18 protein-coding genes and 6 tRNA genes are annotated in these 16,508 nt (G+C 45.9%); 23 read left to right on the forward strand and 1 reads right to left on the reverse strand.

The features are described from left to right. Window positions 1-577: 577 nt before the first annotated feature. The 11 genes from modA (at window position 578) to CVU71_15450 (ending at window position 10,518) form a co-directional block, all read left to right on the forward strand. Window positions 578-1,324 (forward strand): molybdate ABC transporter substrate-binding protein, encoded by a 747-nt coding sequence (gene modA / locus CVU71_15400; protein ID PKN17460.1) that lies wholly within the window; start codon window positions 578-580, stop codon window positions 1,322-1,324. 75 nt (window positions 1,325-1,399) lie between these two features. Then, complete coding sequence (locus CVU71_15405; protein ID PKN17461.1) at window positions 1,400-1,999, forward strand: tRNA CCA-pyrophosphorylase; 600 nt, start codon at window positions 1,400-1,402, stop codon at window positions 1,997-1,999. Between the two features lie 95 nt (window positions 2,000-2,094). Then, on the forward strand, window positions 2,095-2,856 hold the full coding sequence (locus tag CVU71_15410; GenBank protein PKN17462.1) for a hypothetical protein: 762 nt from the start codon (window positions 2,095-2,097) through the stop codon (window positions 2,854-2,856). A 1,365-nt stretch (window positions 2,857-4,221) separates the two neighbouring features. Then, entirely contained in the window at window positions 4,222-5,211 is a 990-nt protein-coding gene (gene rfaE1, locus CVU71_15415) for a D-glycero-beta-D-manno-heptose-7-phosphate kinase (protein ID PKN17463.1), read from the forward strand. Further along, complete coding sequence (locus CVU71_15420; GenBank protein PKN17464.1) at window positions 5,208-5,741, forward strand: DUF4416 domain-containing protein; 534 nt, start codon at window positions 5,208-5,210, stop codon at window positions 5,739-5,741. The genes rfaE1 and CVU71_15420 overlap by 4 nt, the downstream gene beginning before the upstream one ends. Window positions 5,742-5,879: 138 nt before the next feature. Then, entirely contained in the window at window positions 5,880-6,758 is an 879-nt protein-coding gene (locus tag CVU71_15425; protein PKN17465.1) for a YicC family protein, read from the forward strand. A gap of 4 nt (window positions 6,759-6,762) precedes the next feature. Further along, a complete protein-coding gene (locus CVU71_15430; protein PKN17466.1) occupies window positions 6,763-7,386 on the forward strand; it encodes a guanylate kinase in 624 nt (207 codons plus the stop codon). A gap of 14 nt (window positions 7,387-7,400) precedes the next feature. Then, window positions 7,401-7,670, forward strand: a complete 270-nt coding sequence (locus tag CVU71_15435; GenBank protein ID PKN17467.1) for a DNA-directed RNA polymerase subunit omega — start codon at window positions 7,401-7,403, stop codon at window positions 7,668-7,670. After that, window positions 7,651-8,409 carry an orotidine-5'-phosphate decarboxylase gene (locus CVU71_15440; GenBank protein ID PKN17468.1) on the forward strand — a complete coding sequence of 253 codons (759 nt, stop codon included), beginning with the start codon at window positions 7,651-7,653 and terminating at the stop codon, window positions 8,407-8,409. Before CVU71_15435 ends, CVU71_15440 begins: the two co-directional genes overlap by 20 nt. Next, window positions 8,352-9,185 carry a 23S rRNA (guanosine(2251)-2'-O)-methyltransferase RlmB gene (locus tag CVU71_15445; GenBank protein PKN17469.1) on the forward strand — a complete coding sequence of 278 codons (834 nt, stop codon included), beginning with the start codon at window positions 8,352-8,354 and terminating at the stop codon, window positions 9,183-9,185. Before CVU71_15440 ends, CVU71_15445 begins: the two co-directional genes overlap by 58 nt. Before the next feature lie 124 nt (window positions 9,186-9,309). Continuing rightward, the gene (locus CVU71_15450) at window positions 9,310-10,518 is read left to right on the forward strand and encodes a pilus assembly protein PilC (GenBank protein ID PKN17470.1); all 1,209 of its coding nucleotides are present in this window, start codon (window positions 9,310-9,312) and stop codon (window positions 10,516-10,518) included. Window positions 10,519-10,526: 8 nt separating this feature from the next. On the opposite strand, the gene CVU71_15455 is transcribed toward CVU71_15450, so the two are convergent. Then, a tRNA-Pro gene (locus tag CVU71_15455) sits at window positions 10,527-10,603 on the reverse strand. A 98-nt stretch (window positions 10,604-10,701) separates the two neighbouring features. Between CVU71_15455 and CVU71_15460 the strand changes: the two genes are divergently transcribed. The 12 genes from CVU71_15460 to CVU71_15515 all read left to right on the forward strand — a co-directional run bounded on the left by CVU71_15460 (window position 10,702) and on the right by CVU71_15515 (window position 16,497). Then, window positions 10,702-11,118, forward strand: a complete 417-nt coding sequence (locus CVU71_15460; GenBank protein PKN17471.1) for a DUF1178 domain-containing protein — start codon at window positions 10,702-10,704, stop codon at window positions 11,116-11,118. Window positions 11,119-11,207: 89 nt separating this feature from the next. Further along, window positions 11,208-13,523, forward strand: coding sequence for a cysteine--tRNA ligase (locus CVU71_15465; protein PKN17472.1), 2,316 nt, complete (start codon window positions 11,208-11,210; stop codon window positions 13,521-13,523). A gap of 10 nt (window positions 13,524-13,533) precedes the next feature. Continuing rightward, window positions 13,534-14,355: an AmmeMemoRadiSam system protein B gene (amrB, locus tag CVU71_15470; GenBank protein ID PKN17473.1), complete on the forward strand. Its 822-nt coding sequence runs from the start codon at window positions 13,534-13,536 to the stop codon at window positions 14,353-14,355. Between the two features lie 13 nt (window positions 14,356-14,368). Continuing rightward, the gene (locus CVU71_15475; GenBank protein ID PKN17474.1) at window positions 14,369-14,917 is read left to right on the forward strand and encodes an AMMECR1 domain-containing protein; all 549 of its coding nucleotides are present in this window, start codon (window positions 14,369-14,371) and stop codon (window positions 14,915-14,917) included. 168 nt (window positions 14,918-15,085) lie between these two features. After that, window positions 15,086-15,161: transfer RNA gene (locus tag CVU71_15480), tRNA-Thr, on the forward strand. Between the two features lie 17 nt (window positions 15,162-15,178). After that, window positions 15,179-15,263, forward strand: a tRNA-Tyr gene (locus CVU71_15485). Between the two features lie 16 nt (window positions 15,264-15,279). Further along, window positions 15,280-15,355 (forward strand) — tRNA-Gly (locus CVU71_15490). Between the two features lie 42 nt (window positions 15,356-15,397). Then, window positions 15,398-15,473 (forward strand) — tRNA-Thr (locus CVU71_15495). A gap of 13 nt (window positions 15,474-15,486) precedes the next feature. Further along, window positions 15,487-15,636 carry a 50S ribosomal protein L33 gene (gene rpmG / locus CVU71_15500; GenBank protein PKN17475.1) on the forward strand — a complete coding sequence of 50 codons (150 nt, stop codon included), beginning with the start codon at window positions 15,487-15,489 and terminating at the stop codon, window positions 15,634-15,636. A 13-nt stretch (window positions 15,637-15,649) separates the two neighbouring features. Next, window positions 15,650-15,726: transfer RNA gene (locus CVU71_15505), tRNA-Trp, on the forward strand. 29 nt (window positions 15,727-15,755) lie between these two features. Then, on the forward strand, window positions 15,756-15,959 hold the full coding sequence (locus CVU71_15510; GenBank protein ID PKN17476.1) for a preprotein translocase subunit SecE: 204 nt from the start codon (window positions 15,756-15,758) through the stop codon (window positions 15,957-15,959). Window positions 15,960-15,963: 4 nt separating this feature from the next. After that, window positions 15,964-16,497: a transcription termination/antitermination protein NusG gene (locus tag CVU71_15515; GenBank protein ID PKN17477.1), complete on the forward strand. Its 534-nt coding sequence runs from the start codon at window positions 15,964-15,966 to the stop codon at window positions 16,495-16,497. Window positions 16,498-16,508 lie beyond the last annotated feature (11 nt).

Consider the following 16,508-nt stretch of genomic DNA (forward strand, 5'->3'; position numbering starts at 1 on the left):
TGGAGCATGAGGGCAAACTGGTTGCATGGGGCGAGGAAAAGAAAGACGACGCCCATGGGCATCACGCGTAAGATGTTTTATATGCCCTGATTTCAGCAATAGTGTTATTCAATTCAGGGAACGGTTTCAATAGCCTGAAGGCTACAGGGACCGTTCCCTGAATTCATTTATGATCAGATCGACTCATCGAACAAAAATCTCTCAGCACTAAGCTATTGAAACGTTGCCGACCGGTTATCGTCCAACATAATTAATCGGCAAACGCTCTCTATTCTGATGCCTTCCCTTTACTTAAATATTGTGCGTCGTTGACAGGACGGGAATATTTTTGTATGAACCCCCTTATTATATATGTCAATTATGACCTATATTAGTTTTGCTATAGATAATTTGCAGTAAAATGAATATAAATATGATCTACTAGGTCCGGCATTTTGCTTTTGAGAGGCTTTTGCCGCGCAGATTGAGAAGCTATATAGACATGGCAGACAAACCGCGACGAAAGCGGGATGTCTTTTGCGATATCATGTGTTATTTATAATACGTTAGAGACTGTTTTTAAAGAAAGGTAGCCCCTGTGAAATATTATCGGCTTTCTGTTGCTTTTATTCTGGTCATGCTGCTGATGTCCTTTACCGCCCTGGCTCAGGAAAAAATTTCTGTTGCCGTTGCCGCCAACTTTGCATCAGCCTTCAAAGAGCTTGCGATGGATTTTGAGGAAAAAACGGGGGTGAAGGTTGAAACTGCTTATGCGTCGACCGGCAGCCTCTATGATCAGATTAAAAGCGGTGCGCTTTACGATATTTTTTTGTCCGCTGATGAACAGCGGCCGGATCTTCTGCAAAAAGAAGGATGGACGGAAGGTACTTTTATTTACGCACGGGGAAAGGTAATTCTCTGGTCGGCCAGTGAGGCTTTTTGCAAGGCTGCAAAATGGCAGGATGCTCTGAATAGTGACAAGATTAAAAAGATTGCTATCGCTGATTACCTGCTTGATCCATACGGCGCCGCGGCTAAAGTAGCACTGCAAAAAGCCGGACGGTGGGATGCTCTGCAAAGCAAACTGGTGAATACGCAGGATGTTGTCCAGTCTTTTCAATATGCGAACAGGTCTGCGGCAGATGCCGGTTTTTGCGCTCTCTCGGTCACAGCCGACCCTCAAGGGAAAAACGGTTGCTTTTTTATTGTTGCGGAAGCACCGGATATTGTTCAAGCAGCCTGCATGGCAAAAAAAACCGGGAACAAAGTTAACGCTGAATTATTTGTGGCTTACCTGCTTTGTAATGATGCCTTAAATATTAGAAAGAAGTATGGGTATCGTTAAATGGATAATTTTGCATTTTACGAGATACCAGTTCCCGTCACGACTGCGATAACGACAAAGGAGTAAAAATAATTTATGAATATCTGCGCCTATTCTTATGAAGAATATCTCAGCCTGGTGAAGTCTTTTCACGGCCATCTGGCGCCCGGTTTGCTTATCGGCGGTTTTATGGTTGATCTGGCTATGAAAAATTTGCCGGAGGGAGAGTTCTTTGACGCGCTGTGCGAAACACCGGTTTGCCTACCTGACTCGATCCAGATTCTGACGCCCTGTACGGTAGGCAACGGATGGCTCAGTATTGTGAATTTCGGTAAATTTGCTGTGACGCTATACGAAAAATATACCGGCAAAGGTGTGCGGGTTTATCTGGACATGGAGAAGCTGAATGCCTGGCCGGAAATACGGGACTGGTATCTCAAAAAAAAGAAAAAGCACGAACAAAATTCCGATGCTTTGCTGGCGCAAATCAAAGAAGCGGGACACGGGCTCCTGAGTATCCAGCATGTGCAGGTTGAAGCGGAAAAAGTCCGCCGCAAGAAACTTGGACCGGCGGGTGTTTGTCCTGTCTGTGGCGAAGCCTATCCGATCAAGGATGGCGATCAATGCCGCAATTGCCAGGGCGACACTCCTTATCGTGATGTTGTTGCCGTAAAAATGCCGAAGAAAAATGTTTAAAGCGCTGATTGGCAAGTGCGCTGACAAAGATTATTCATTTCTCCTTAATACCCCTTCCCAGAGGGGGCTTAAATTCCCGAAGGAATAATTTCCATATGCTCAAACGGGGTTCTATTCTGAATCGTCTTTATGAAAGGCTTGAGCCGGTTGCAAAAGAACGGCGTATTGCCGATCTGCGTGTGGGCTTGAGTTACGTTGGAGTAAAGCTGGATGATGAGCAATCGGGACTGGCCGCGGTGCTGACGGACATCACACCCGGAGGCTGTAAGATTTTGTCAGACGCCGGACGGTATGCCGGTTTACCTGCATTAAACCTGCTCTTATATGTGAAAGATAGTAAAAACGCTTTACAACGGGCCATCGGGCTGGCTACTGCCAACGCGCTGATCGCACAGCCTGCCGATACGACCGAAGATCGTGAGGCAACGACATATTTCAATCTTAAACCGGGTGAAAAAGTGGTGATGGTCGGCCTTTTTTCACCGCTGGTCGAACGTATCCGCGCCACCGGCGCCATTTTGACTGTGATTGAAAAAAATCCTGAACGCCTGGAATTGCTCTCGCCTGATGATAAGCGACAAGCGCTCCAAGGTTGTGATGTTGCCATTATTACCGCCACTACGGTTCTGAATGATACGTTTGAGGAAACCATCGCTGCTTTGAACAAGCCACGCGTCGTAGCGTTGATGGGGCCATCGACACCGCTTCTGCCGGATATTTTTCGCGACACGCCTGTTACGCATCTGGGGGGGGCGGTGGTTGCCGATTCCCGACGGGTATTGCAGATTATCTCCGAAGGTGGAGGCACGCCGGCACTCCGGCGTTATCTGCGCTTTGTGAATCTGATTTTAAACTGAAAAATCCAAAAAGAATTAAATCCAGATGCGCCGGTTATTGCGGCTCTTCATCACCCTTCAAGCAGCATATTCATGTTTGCAGGTGGAAGAAGAAAAGAAGGCGGGCCACAATATGACCCGCCTTTCCGCTGGTGGTTAGAAATTTAGTTAACTTTTGCAACCGTTCCGCCTGGCGTTCGAGATGCAATCAGTATTGTCTAGTGTTCTTCAGGTGGTTTTCCAACAGCTTTGCCATTAGCGGTGGTTCCCCTCCTTTGCCGATTATTCCTGGTGTTTAAAAAGTCCTTTTTCTTGATCAGGCAACCGGTTCCTGCCCTTTTCCTTTGGTGATTTTTTAGCACTTAATAACGGATAAATCAAGAAAAAAATCAATATATGGTGTTTTTCTTTAAAGGTAACACAATGGGTAGTGTTGAAAATGTAAGAAAAGGATGATTAGAAATTAATAGTTCTTCTCCCGCGCAAGGTCTATCAGCAAATCAAAACAGTTTGGATGATATGAATTCGGTCAGATGGCCATGGTTGACAAGAATGATTCACGGAATTAAGTTAAAACAAATGCTTTGAAAAATTAGTGAATTCTTATTTTCTATCGGTGTTTTATGAAAAAGGCTCCCTTGAAATTTCCCATGTAAGGCCTCCCGGATGGTTGTTGTCCCGGAGGTTGAGTATCTTCTGCATATGGAAAGACCGTGATGCAGAATCGCATCGGAGCCGTAAATATTAATAAAAGTGGATCTTTAAATAATCATTTGCGGTTGTCGAAAGGGATGATGTATCAGCGCAAGAAAGGAGGGTTGCTATGTCGAAACTGAATTTGACGCCAGAGGAGGAAGCCAAGATTTTGGAGATCCTTGAAAGATACCTTCCGGAGTTGGAAAATGAAACGGTCCACACGGACAACAAGGAACTCCGCATGTTCTTTAAAGAGCGACAGGCATTCATGCAGGATTTAATGCGGCGTCTGAAAAGTTGAATCCAGACAGATTATTTTTCGGCTTGTTGCATTCCCGCATGCCTGAGGACACATTTTTTCCGTTACGCCTGACGGACAGGGTGATACTGTCCCCTGTTTTCAGGCGTAGTTTTTTTAACAACATCAGTTGCTGTTTGCAGGACTTCCAGGCAGAAGCGCATTCGATGAATAGATCATCCGGATTCACAGCCAGCAGGTTTTTAACGATGATTTTGTAAATGAAGGATTGTTTATTTTAATATTTCCGGTAAAAAACATTCCTGACGATAATGATTGACAAATCCGCTTCTTAGTAATAACATCGCCCAACTTTTTAAACAAAAAATATAGCGCATACGGCGCTTTTTTTACTTTTTAGGGTCATAATTTTTCAGGAGTTTTACGGATACGTGAATAAAGATATCACGAAGAAGAAAGCATTGGAAATCATTAGAAATTTCCCATGCGCCGGCGTGCTGGTGGTCGGAGACGTCATGGTCGATCATTTCATCTGGGGTAAGGTAGCGCGGATTTCTCCTGAAGCACCTGTGCCGGTGGTCGATGTTCAAAAAGACTCTGTGATGATGGGCGGCTGCGCTAATGTCCTCAATACGATTTATGCCATGGGCGGCAGAGTTTTTGTTGCCGGTGTGATTGGGGCCGATGATATCGGCCGCGGGCTGTTGTCGCAATTAAAAGAGCGGGATATTGATACAGCCGGCATCATAATCGAGAAGGGAAGGCCGACAACGCTGAAGACGAGAATTGTTGCGCACGGACAGCAGGTTGTTCGGTTTGATAAGGAAAGCCGGATGCCAATTCCGAAAAGAAGTGTCGCTAAAATTCTCGATTATGTAAAATCTCTGCGCGATAAGATTGGCACCATCGTGATTTCCGATTACAGCAAAGGTGTTGTATCCAGAGAATTGATCAATGGCATAAAAAGCATTGCCGCAGATACAAAAATGTATTTGTGCGTTGATCCGAAGCAAAGTGATTTTTCGGTTTACGCTGGCGCCCATGTCATCACGCCCAATCACCATGAGGCCCAGCGCGCAGCCGGGATGGAAATTGCCAATGGAGATGATCTGCTGAAGTTGGGAGAGACGCTGCTCACAAGATTTGACTTTCAGGCTCTGCTGGTGACGCGGGGCGAAGAAGGTATGAGTCTTTTTGAAAGGGGTCGTAAGATTGTCCACACGCACTTTCCAGCGCAGGCGAAGGAAATTTACGACGTGACGGGGGCCGGAGATACCGTCATCGGTGTGCTGGCCCTGGCGCTGGCCGCACAAGCGAATCTGAAAGAGGCAACGTCTCTGGCTAATCACGCCGCTGGTATTGTGGTGGGCAAGGTAGGGACGTCCACGGTTTCACGGGAAGAATTGATCAGTGTATTATGAGTAAACCGATGCAGACGCTGCCGGTCAAGCTGGTCTTCAGTGTTTTTGCCCCGGCGCCCGAAATACTAAACGATACCATTAAAAAGTTGTCCGTTCTTTACGGCCAGCCGGATTACGTCAGTGAACAGATGCCCTTTGATTATACGGATTATTATCACCCGGAAATGGGTGGGGAGCTTGTCCGGCGCTTTCTGTCGATGGAAAAATTAATCCGGCCGGAAACATTACCGGACATCAAGCTTACGACGAATGAAATCGAAAAAGAATCGGCAGTTGATGGTCGCAGGCTTGTAAACATTGATCCCGGTTATCTGTCCCAGGCTCATCTGATTCTGGCTACCGGGAAGGGTTATACGCACCGTCCATATTTACGCGACGGAATTTACGCGGATTTAACCCTTATTTATCAGGGAAAAAAGTTTTGTGCTTTGCCCTGGACGTATCCTGATTATGCGGATGAAAAACAACTGACGATGCTCATGGCTATCCGGTCGCGATATTTGTTGCAGTTAGGGGCCGTTAAGAAATAACGGTTACATTTTTAGCCGTTTCGTTACGGCCCCTTATGCCGGTTATAATGTTAAAATGTGACAGTTATTATTGAACAACGGCTCAAAAATGGCTGAGGCAATATAGAAAGAAATAATTTCGCAAAAAAAGGTTTGAAGATGATTAAAAGCATGACTGGTTATGGCCGGGTGGAGGCGCTCTGTGATGGACGGAATATTGTCGTCGAGGCAAAATCCGTGAATCACCGTTTTCTGGAAATCGGCTTGCGGACTCCCGCTTTGCTTTATCCGTTGGAGATGGAGTATAAAAAGAAAATAGGGGAAAGATTCAAGCGCGGCCGCATCGATGTTTCGATCCGCCTGGAGGGAGAGGGTGCCGAACCATCCAGGGTGAATTTAAACATGGAGGTGGCCCGTGACTACTTTGGTGTTTTGACCAGGCTGAGAAATGAATTCGACATTCAGGAGCCGGTCAGCCTTAAAAACCTCACCAGCTTTCGGGATATTTTCACGCCGCCTACGGAAACACAATTGGATGCCGGGTTTCTGGATCAGGTGGAAAAAACGCTGCAAGAAGCGTTGTCCATGCTGGTCAATATGAGGCAGGATGAAGGGATTGCTTTGTTCTCGGATATGCAAATGAGACTGCGGTCCATTCAGGAAACGATGGAAACCATTCGATTACGCGCGCCGCAGGTTGTTCTGGAGTATCAAAAGCGTCTTTCGGACAGGATCAAGGAACTGACGGCGGGATTTGAGATGGACGCCGCCCGTCTGGCCCAGGAAGTGGCGATTATGGCGGATCGATGCGATATTACGGAAGAGATTGTCCGCATGCAAAGCCATATCGGTCAGTTCGAAGCCCTGCTGCAAAGCGATGAAGCTGAAGGCAGGAAAATCGACTTCCTTCTCCAGGAAATGAACCGTGAAATTAACACGATTGGTTCCAAAGGCAATGATGTGGAAATTGCGCGTCAGGTCATTGACGCGAAAAGTGAACTGGGCAAGTTGCGGGAACAGGCGCAGAATATTGAGTAGAAATATGTCGGATCAGAGACTGGTCATCGTGATGTCCGCGCCTTCCGGGGCGGGGAAAAGCAGTATTTGCCGAAGGTTGCTTGCAGCCTGTCCGGAGATTGAATTTTCCGTTTCCTATACCTCGCGGATGCCGCGTCCCAATGAAATCAACGGAACAGACTATCATTTTATTTCCCGTGAAGATTTTCAGCGCCGGATTGATCAGGGTGAATTTGTTGAATGGGTGGAGAATTACGGGAACTTTTACGGGACATCCGGCAAGTCAATGCATGAAGTTTTGGGTAGAGGGAAAGATTTGCTGCTTGATATCGAACCGCGCGGCGCGAAAGAAATTAAGGAGAAATTTGCGGACGGCGTTTTTGTTTTTGTATTGCCTCCCTCTTTGGATGAACTCCTGAATCGGCTGGAAAAGCGGGGGCATGAAAGCAAGGAAGTAATAAAAACGCGGTTTGCGCAAGCCGAGAGTGAATTAAAGGAAGTTTTGTGGTATGACTACACCGTATTTAACGAAGATCTGGAAACAGCCGCCCGGCAACTGATTGCGATTTACCGCGCGGAGAAATGTAAGACAAACCGTTTACACGGTAAAATTAATCGTTTTTTTAATGATGTTATTAGAGATGTTTAGGAGGCAATAGATTCATGGCAAGAATTACAGTGGAAGATTCTTTAAGGGTGGCCGAGACCAGATTCGGTCTGGTATCGCTGGCTTCCAAGCGGGCGCGCCAGCTGCTCAAAGGTTCCAAACCGTTGATGGAAAGTAAAAATCGGGAAATTGTTCTGGCGCTTCGCGAAATTGCCGCCGGGAAAGTTGTTTACGCCAATCCTGAATTTTTAAAAGGGTCGCAGGAAGATTTTAAACCGATTCCGGATAATACAGAGTTCATCGGCGATGAAGAATATCTCGAGTAGCAAGCCCTCAGACAAACTGATCTTTGCCCTGGATGCACCAGGCTTTGAAGAAGCGTTGTCCTGGATAGAACTTCTGTCCGGTCATGTCGGCATGTTCAAAGTGGGTAAGGAACTATTTACCGCGGTTGGGCCGAAGATTGTTGAAAGCATCAAGCAAAGAGGCGGAAGGGTTTTTCTGGATCTGAAATTTCACGATATTCCCAATACGGTAGCCCGAGCCGCTGAAGCCGCTGTCGGATTGAATGTGGATATGTTCAATGTCCATGCGTCAGGCGGCGTAAAGATGATTCGGGAAACGGTCGATGCAGTGGCTGCCTGCGCCGAAAAACGTGGTGTGGCAAGCCCCATTGTTCTGGCCGTAACGGTGTTGACCAGCTTGAACAACAGTGATCTTGAGGAAATCGGATTTAAAACAACCACCAATGATCTGGTGCTTCATCTGGCGAAGATGGCGCAACATGCGGGAGCGGCAGGCGTTGTCGCTTCACCTCAGGATATCGCCGCCCTCAGACGGGATTTAGGTGAAAAATTTGTTATTGTGACACCCGGCATCCGCAGTTCTGCCGAGCCCGTCAAGGATGATCAAAAGAGGACGCTGAGTGCTTTTGAGGCGATTCAGACAGGCGCCGATTATATTGTTGTAGGCAGACCGATCCGCCAGGCCAAAGATCCGCTCGACACATGCCGCAGGATTGTGGAGGAGATTGCCGACGGTCTGGCTGCAAGAAACCGCGCATGACGATTCCTTTGACAAGCAGAAGACAAAATTTGGAAGCCGTATACGGCATTAATCCCGTGAAGGTTCTTCTTGGCCAAGAGACGTCACCCCTGAAAAAAATTATTATTGCTGATGGCCGGAGCGGTTCATCGGTTAAAGAAATCATTGATGAGGCCCGTCAAAAAAAAATACCTGTGGAATGGAAGCACCGTCAGCAGCTCGATGAGTTGACGGGTAGAACGGATCATCAGGGGATAGTCGGTCTACGCGATTCATTTACTTATGCTGATTTAGACGATTTGCTGAAAAACCGCAATCCGCGCTTATCCCATGATCTTATTTTAATTCTCGACAGCATTCTCGATCCGCAAAATCTGGGGTCGATTATCCGCACCGCCCATTGCCTGGGGGCTAACGGCGTGGTCATCCCGACAGATCGTGCGGCCTCAGTGACACCGGCTGTGATAAAAGCATCTGCCGGCAGTGCGGAAGAGTTGCCTGTTGCCCGTGTAACAAATTTATCGCAGACGATAGATGGTTTGAAAGATAAAGGTTTCTGGATTTATGGCGCTGATGCCCATGGGGGAAAGAACATCAGGGAACAGAATTTTAATGGCCCGGTGGCTTTAGTTCTGGGAAGCGAGGCCAAAGGCCTTCGACCACTGGTGAAGAAAAAATGCGATTTTCTGGTCACAATTCCGATGGCGGGAAACTTTGATTCCTTTAATGTTGCAGTTGCAGCAGGGATCATTCAGTATGAAATATTTCTTCAGCGCAGGGAGAAAGAAAACCCGTGATCATGCGTAGGGATAATCTTAAAATAAACATATTTGTCTTTATTTTAACTTGTTGAAACTACATGGAAGATAGTTTATGATGTGTTCATAAACGAATTGTTTCTTAAAGAAAGGATTTTCAACTATGCCGGTTTTCCTTTGGGAAGGAACCTCGAAAAAGAATGAAGCGAAAAAAGGCGAGATGGAAGCGGCCGATGAGTTGGCCGTTCGTACACTTTTAAGACGGCAGGGATTTAAAAATATTGAAGTTAAAGCAAAGCCAAAGGATCTGGAAGAATATCTTCCTTTTCTCGCCGGCGGTGTGAAGGAAAAAGATGTTGTGGTTTTCTGCCGGATTTTTTCTACAATGATTAATGCCGGCTTGCCACTCATTCAATGTCTGGATCTGCTGGCCCAACAGGAGCAAAACAAAGCTTTTGCCAAAATTATCAAGGCTGTTAAGGAAGACATTGAAGGCGGCACCAGTCTGACGGATGCATTGAAAAAACACCCCAAAGTTTTTGATGACCTGTTTACCAACTTAATTGCCGCCGGTGAAGCGGGTGGTATTCTGGATCTTGTCTTAGGGCGCCTTTCGGCTTATCTGGAAAAAGCGATGAAGTTGAAAGCTCAAGTTAAAAGCGCCATGACCTATCCGATCGCGGTTCTTTGCATTTCCATGGGTGTCACTGCTTTGCTTCTGCTCAAAGTTATTCCCGTATTTCAGAAAATGTTTGAAGGGATGGGCGGCGAGCTTCCCGGTCCGACGGCAATGGTGGTTGCGATGAGCCAATTCCTCCAGTCTTATTGGTGGATAATTCTTGGTACGATCATTGCCGTTGTGGTTGGTATTCAACAATTCGGCAGAACAGAGAAAGGCCGCTGGACAATTGATTCAATATTGCTCAAGGCGCCGATTATCGGGCCGGTGCTCAAAAAAGTGGCGGTAGCCAAATTTTCACGAACCTTGTCGACCATGATGAGTTCGGGGGTACCGATCTTGGAGGGATTGAATATTGTCAGTAAAACAGCCGGTAATGTGGTGGTCGAAGCTGCTTTACTGAAAACGCGCCAAAGCATCAGCGAAGGCCAGTCTATTGCTGAGCCGCTGTCTGAGTCAGGTATTTTTCCGCCGATGGTAGTTCAGATGATTGCGGTCGGCGAGGCCACGGGTGCTCTGGATGATATGCTCAATAAAATTGCTGATTTCTATGATGATGAAGTGGATGCGGCGGTGGCAGGCATGACGGCGTTGATAGAGCCGATCATGATGGTTTTCCTGGGAGGTGTTGTCGGGGGTATGATTATCGCCATGTACCTGCCGATCTTTAAGATGGCGTCTGTTGTGGGCTAAAGAAAAAATGGTCGGGATGGCGCGATTTGAACGCGCGACTCCTGCGTCCCGAACGCAGTGCCCTACCAAGCTGGGCCACATCCCGACACGGGTTGGGACGTTATAAAATTTATCGCAAAATGTCCACATGTTTTTAATAAATCTGATATTTAATTATTTTTAGCAAAGAGAGTACCCCGATTTGTGATTATTTATGATGTGAAATGTGAGAATGGCCATAAGTTTGAAGGATGGTTTAAAGACCGGCAGGCCTGGATTGAGCAAAACGCTCAGCGACTGATTTGTTGCCCCGTTTGTAACAGTTCCAGTGTGGAAATAGTACCTTCTTCCATTACCATTATGGGGAAGGATTCAAAAATGTCGGCTAAAAAAGAGGAGATGAACATTACTCCGGAGCAGGCTCTTCAATTATTGCACCAATATATTGACCACAACTTTGAAGATGTCGGGAATAAATTTGCAGAAGTCGCCCTGAAGATACACATAGGTGATGAAGAAAAAAGAAATATCAAAGGGACAACGACGCCGCAGGAAGAAGCGGACTTAAAAGAAGAAGGTGTTTCGTTCGTAAAAATCCCTCTGCTCAAAATGGACAGCTGATCCTCTATTTATCAAGGATGAATTTTTGACTAGTCTCGAACCCTTTGCTGGCAAAGGAATGACTTACTATCTACCAACAGGCCTTATTTATGATAAACGCTTATAAAAGTATTGTTGATCGTATTGGCAACACTCCTCTTGTGGAAATAACCAGACTCAATCCTAATAAAAAGGTAAAAATATTTGCAAAGCTGGAGTCCGCCAATCCCGGTGGTTCCATTAAAGACCGCACTGCTTTGTTCATGATTGAAAATGCCGAGAAAAGGGGAGACTTGAATCATGACAAGATTATTCTGGAGGCAACCAGCGGCAATACCGGCATAGGACTGGCTATGATCGCCGCGGCAAAAGGCTACAAGTTGTGTCTGACGATGTCTGAATCGGCCAGTGAAGAACGAAAAAAAATTTTGCGGGCAATGGGCGCTGAATTGCATTTTACACCGGCGGCTCAAGGGACGGATGGGGCGATTGAAGTTGCCTATCGGATGCTCAGAGAAAATCCCGACAAATATTTCGGGACCGATCAGTTTAATAATGAAGACAATATTGCCGCCCACTATTTTGGAACAGCTCAGGAGATATGGGATCAGACGGCTGGTCAGGTTACCACGGTGGTAGCCACTCTGGGCACGACGGGTACCGCTATGGGCCTTTCCAAAAAGCTCAAGGAACATAATGAGCAAATCAAGATTATCGGCGTCGAACCTTATTTGCAGCATAAAATTCAGGGGCTCAAAAACATGCGGGAGTCCTATCGTCCGGGGATCTTTGATAAGAAGCGTCTCGATGAAAAAGTGAATATTCTGGATGAAGATGCTTTTGAAATGTCCCGTAAACTTGCCCGTGAAGAAGGGATCCTGGTGGGAATGAGTTCGGGTGCGGCGATGTTTGTAGCTGCCCAGAAGGCCCGCGAAATGGAAGAAGGTCTGATCGTGGTTATTTTCCCGGACAGTGGCGAGCGCTATTTAAGCACTGAATTGTTTACAGTAAAAGAAGAATTGGCTACGGTTAGCCTTTACAATATTTTGAAGCGTCAGAAATCGTTTTTCCGGCCGCTGAAATCGGAAGAAGTGTTAATGCATACTTGCGGTCCCACCGTCCATGACGCACCCCACCTGGGAAATTACCGTCGCCTGGTGGTGTCTGACCTGTTATGCCGTTATCTGACATTCAAAGGCTATCAGGTCAAGCATGTCATCGATATCGTTGATTTTACTGATAAGTCCATTCGTGGTTCGGAAAAAGCGGCGATGGAACTCGCGGATTATTCCAATAAATATTTGCAGGTTTTTCTGGACGATGCGCAGTTTTTAAATATTCGCCCGGACAATATATATGTGAAAGCCTCCGAAAATGTTGATGCCATGTTCAAAATTGTCGAGAAATTAGTCGATAAGGGGTTTGCGTACGAGAAGCTTCATTCTGTTTATTTTGATATTTCCAAACTATCTGATTATGGTCTTCTTTCCAATATCGATTTAGCCAAAACCCGATTGGGACGGTCGATTGATCTTGATGATTATGAGAAGGACAATCCGGCCGACTTTGCGCTGCTGAAAAGAGCCGGTCTGGGGGAGTTGAAAAGAGGTATTTATCATAAGACGAAATGGGGTAATATCCGTCCTGGCTGGCATCTGGAATGTGCGGCTATCTCTCAAAAATACCTGGGAACGGCTTATGATATTCATATCAGCGGAGCGGATGAAACGTTTCCCCACTGCGAAAACATCATTGCAATTAATAAAGCTTTTTCGGGTCACAGCGGTGCAAACTACTGGATAGGCGCTGAGCTGATTCTGGTGGACGGACGGAAGATGTCCCGTTCTTTGAATAATGCCGTAACGATTGCCGATCTGAAACAAAACGGGTATAGTGGGAGGGACATCCGGTTTTTTCTGCTGGGGATGAATTACCGCAAGCCGATCAGTTATTCCGAAAAGGCTTTGCAGGCAGCGAAAAACACCGTCAAGAAAATAGACACTTTTGTTTACCGGCTTCATGCAGTCGATAATGATACTCAAAATTTCCCCGATGTAGATCAGGTTATTTACGATCTTCATCATGATTTTGAGAAAGCTCTTGATGATGATATTAATATATCCGGTGCTCTGGCGGCATTTTTTGATTTTATTGGCAAAGTCAATGCGCCTTTGACTGAGGGGAAAATAAGCAGGACAGACGCCCGAAAAATTGTTAAAATACTTGAAAAAATAAATGAAATACTTGGCATAATGGATTTTGGAGAACAAACGCGCAGTCAGGAAATCACCGGGCTTATTCAAAAAAGAGATTCCGCTAGAAAAGCGGGAAACTGGGAGGAAGCGGATTTGCTGAGGAATCAGTTGGCCAGGGCAGGCGTTGAGGTTTTGGACAGTCAACAGGGAACCATCTGGCGTTTTAAATAGAGATAAGCTTATGGGGAAAATAAGAAGATCCGTCATAGCCGGTTCCTGGTATCCCGGGGACCCCTCCGTGTTAAGAAGCGACATCACCAGGTATTTTCAAAATGTGCCCGATCGGGGTCTGAAGGGAGAAATTGTCGGTTTAATTGTGCCCCATGCCGGCTATATTTATTCCGGCCAGGTTGCGGCTCATGCCTATAAAATGATTCAGGGCAGGAAATATGATGCGGTTGTTCTTATCGGACCTAGTCACAGGGTTGCTTTTAGCGGCGTATCGATATATGATAATGGCGCTTATGAAACACCTTTGGGTCTGATCCCTGTTGATGAAACTATTGCTGGTGAACTGAAAAATATAACTGATATTATCATTGATTTTCCTGCTGCTCACACACAGGAACATGCTTTAGAGATTCAACTTCCTTTTCTGCAGATTGCTCTGGGGAATTTTTCGTTGATACCGCTGGTAATGGGGGATCAGGATGCTGCGACTTGCCGGGAACTTGCAGACGTGGTCAGTCAGGTGTCCAAAAATCGTCACGTGTTGATTGTGGCCAGCAGTGATCTGTCTCATTTTCATGATTATAAAAAAGCAAGCCAATTGGACGGGATTGTACTCAAACACATTCAAGATAATAATGTTGAAGGACTCTTGGACAGTTTAGCTCATAATGAAACCGAAGCGTGCGGCGGCGGGCCGATGGCCGTGGCCATGTTGGCGGCAAACAAACTGGGCGCTCATCATTCGCTGCTTCTGGAATATGCCAATTCGGGAGACGTGACGGGGGATAAGAGATCAGTGGTCGGTTACACATCAGCAATTTATTATCGATAAAACAGAGGATAAAATGGAATTAACGGATCAGGAAAAAAAGGCACTTCTGGACATTGCCAAAAGAGCAATTATGGCAAAGGCCGGCAATAGAGAATTACCTAAATTAACAATTGATTTACCGATTCTCAATGAAAAAAGAGGCGCTTTTGTCACACTAAAGAAACGGGGACATCTGCGCGGGTGTATCGGTTATATTAAGGCGGTCAAACCGCTGGGAGATACGGTGCAGGAAATGGCCATCGCCGCTGCCTTTCATGATCCACGTTTCCCGTCGGTCAAGGGTGATGAGATCCGCGATTTGAGCTTTGAAATATCTGTGTTAAGCCCCCTTCAAAAGATTAAAGATATAGAGGATATTGAAGTAGGGAAGCATGGTTTGTACATCGTTCGGGGGTATAATTCCGGTTTGCTTTTGCCGCAGGTGGCAACGGAATATGGATGGGACAGAGAAACTTTTTTGAAAGAAACTTGTTATAAAGCCGGTTTGCCTCCCAAAGCATGGAAAGATAAAGAAACTGAAATATATATTTTTTCCGCAGATTATTTCAGCGATAAGGATTAGGCTCTCTTTTGTTCTTACTCCAGACATTATTTATAAATAATTTAAAAATTTACTTGACAAAAACAGTCATAAAAATTAAAGTCCGCAATTCGCACGAAGCAGTGTAGTTGTTGTTTTGCGTTTAAAGCAACAATGCTTCATGCGAAACGGTTAAAAATTAAAGGGTTTGCTGGCGTAGCTCAATCGGTAGAGCAGCTGATTTGTAATCAGCAGGTTGCGGGTTCAAGTCCCATCGCCAGCTCCAGTTTGAGTATTGTTACTGGAGGGGTTCCCGAGCGGCCAAAGGGAGCAGACTGTAAATCTGCCGGCGGAGCCTACGGAGGTTCGAACCCTCCCCCCTCCACCAGTTTTATAATGGATAAGCGGGAGTAGCTCAGGGGCTAGAGCGTCAGCCTTCCAAGCTGAGGGTCGCGGGTTCGAATCCCGTTTCCCGCTCCAGGTAAATATTTTTTGAGCGCCAGTTGAAAAGTTCAAAGTTGTGCCCACGTAGCTCAGTTGGTAGAGCACATCCTTGGTAAGGATGAGGTCACCAGTTCAATCCTGGTCGTGGGCTCCAGTTAAGGAGAATTATGAGAAATAATATCATTTTAGCTTGTACGGAATGCAAACAGAAAAATTATACAACGACAAAAAATAAGCGCACCATGCAAAACCGCCTGGAAATGAAAAAATATTGCAAGTTTTGTCGTGGGCACAAACTTCATAGGGAAACGAAGTAGATAAAATTGAGACAGGCCAGTAGCTCTAATGGATAGAGCGCCGGACTCCAAATCCGGATGCTGGGGGTTCAAGTCCCTCCTGGCCTGCCAGTTTTTCCTGAAATAAAAGGGCTGGTGATATGGAAAGAATCAAGTTGCTCATGAATAAGGCAGTACAGTTTGTTTCCCAGGCGAAGGCTGAATTGAAAAAGGTTGCCTGGCCGACAAGGAAACAAACATTGGCCTCCACCGGTGTTGTCATGGTTATTGTTGCGGTTATGGCTCTTTATCTGGGAATTATTGACTTAATTCTCGCAAAACTAGTCAAGTTTATTTTAGGTTAACTTCATGGCTTTTAAATGGTACGTCGTACATACTTATTCGGGATTTGAAAATAAGGTTAAGCTGAGTCTGCAGGAAAGAATTGAACTGGCCGGCAAGCAGGATTGTTTTTCCGATATTCTTATCCCGGAAGAAGATGTCGTGGAGCTGATTTCAGGAGAGAAGAAAACCTCCAAGCGCAAGTTTTTCCCGGGCTACATTCTGGTGCGCATGGAAATGAGCGATGAAAACTGGCATATCGTCAAAGACACGCCGAAAGTGACGGGTTTTATCGGCAGCAAGGATAAACCTTCACCGATTCCTGATAAAGATGTTGAAAATCTGAAGGTAAGAATCGACGAAGGGACGCTCAAACCAAAACCAAAATTCAAGTTCGATGTGGGCGATCATGTAAAAATTATCGATGGACCTTTCACTAATTTTGACGGTGTCATTGATGAAGTTCGACCGGAAAAGAGCAAGCTTCGGGTGATTGTCAGCATTTTCGGCCGTCCCACACCGGTGGAACTGGATTTCATCCAGGTCACCCAGGGACAGTAAAGGGTAAATGG

The sequence above is a fragment of the Deltaproteobacteria bacterium HGW-Deltaproteobacteria-6 genome, from assembly GCA_002840435.1.
Lineage (GTDB): Bacteria > Desulfobacterota > Syntrophia > Syntrophales > Smithellaceae > UBA8904.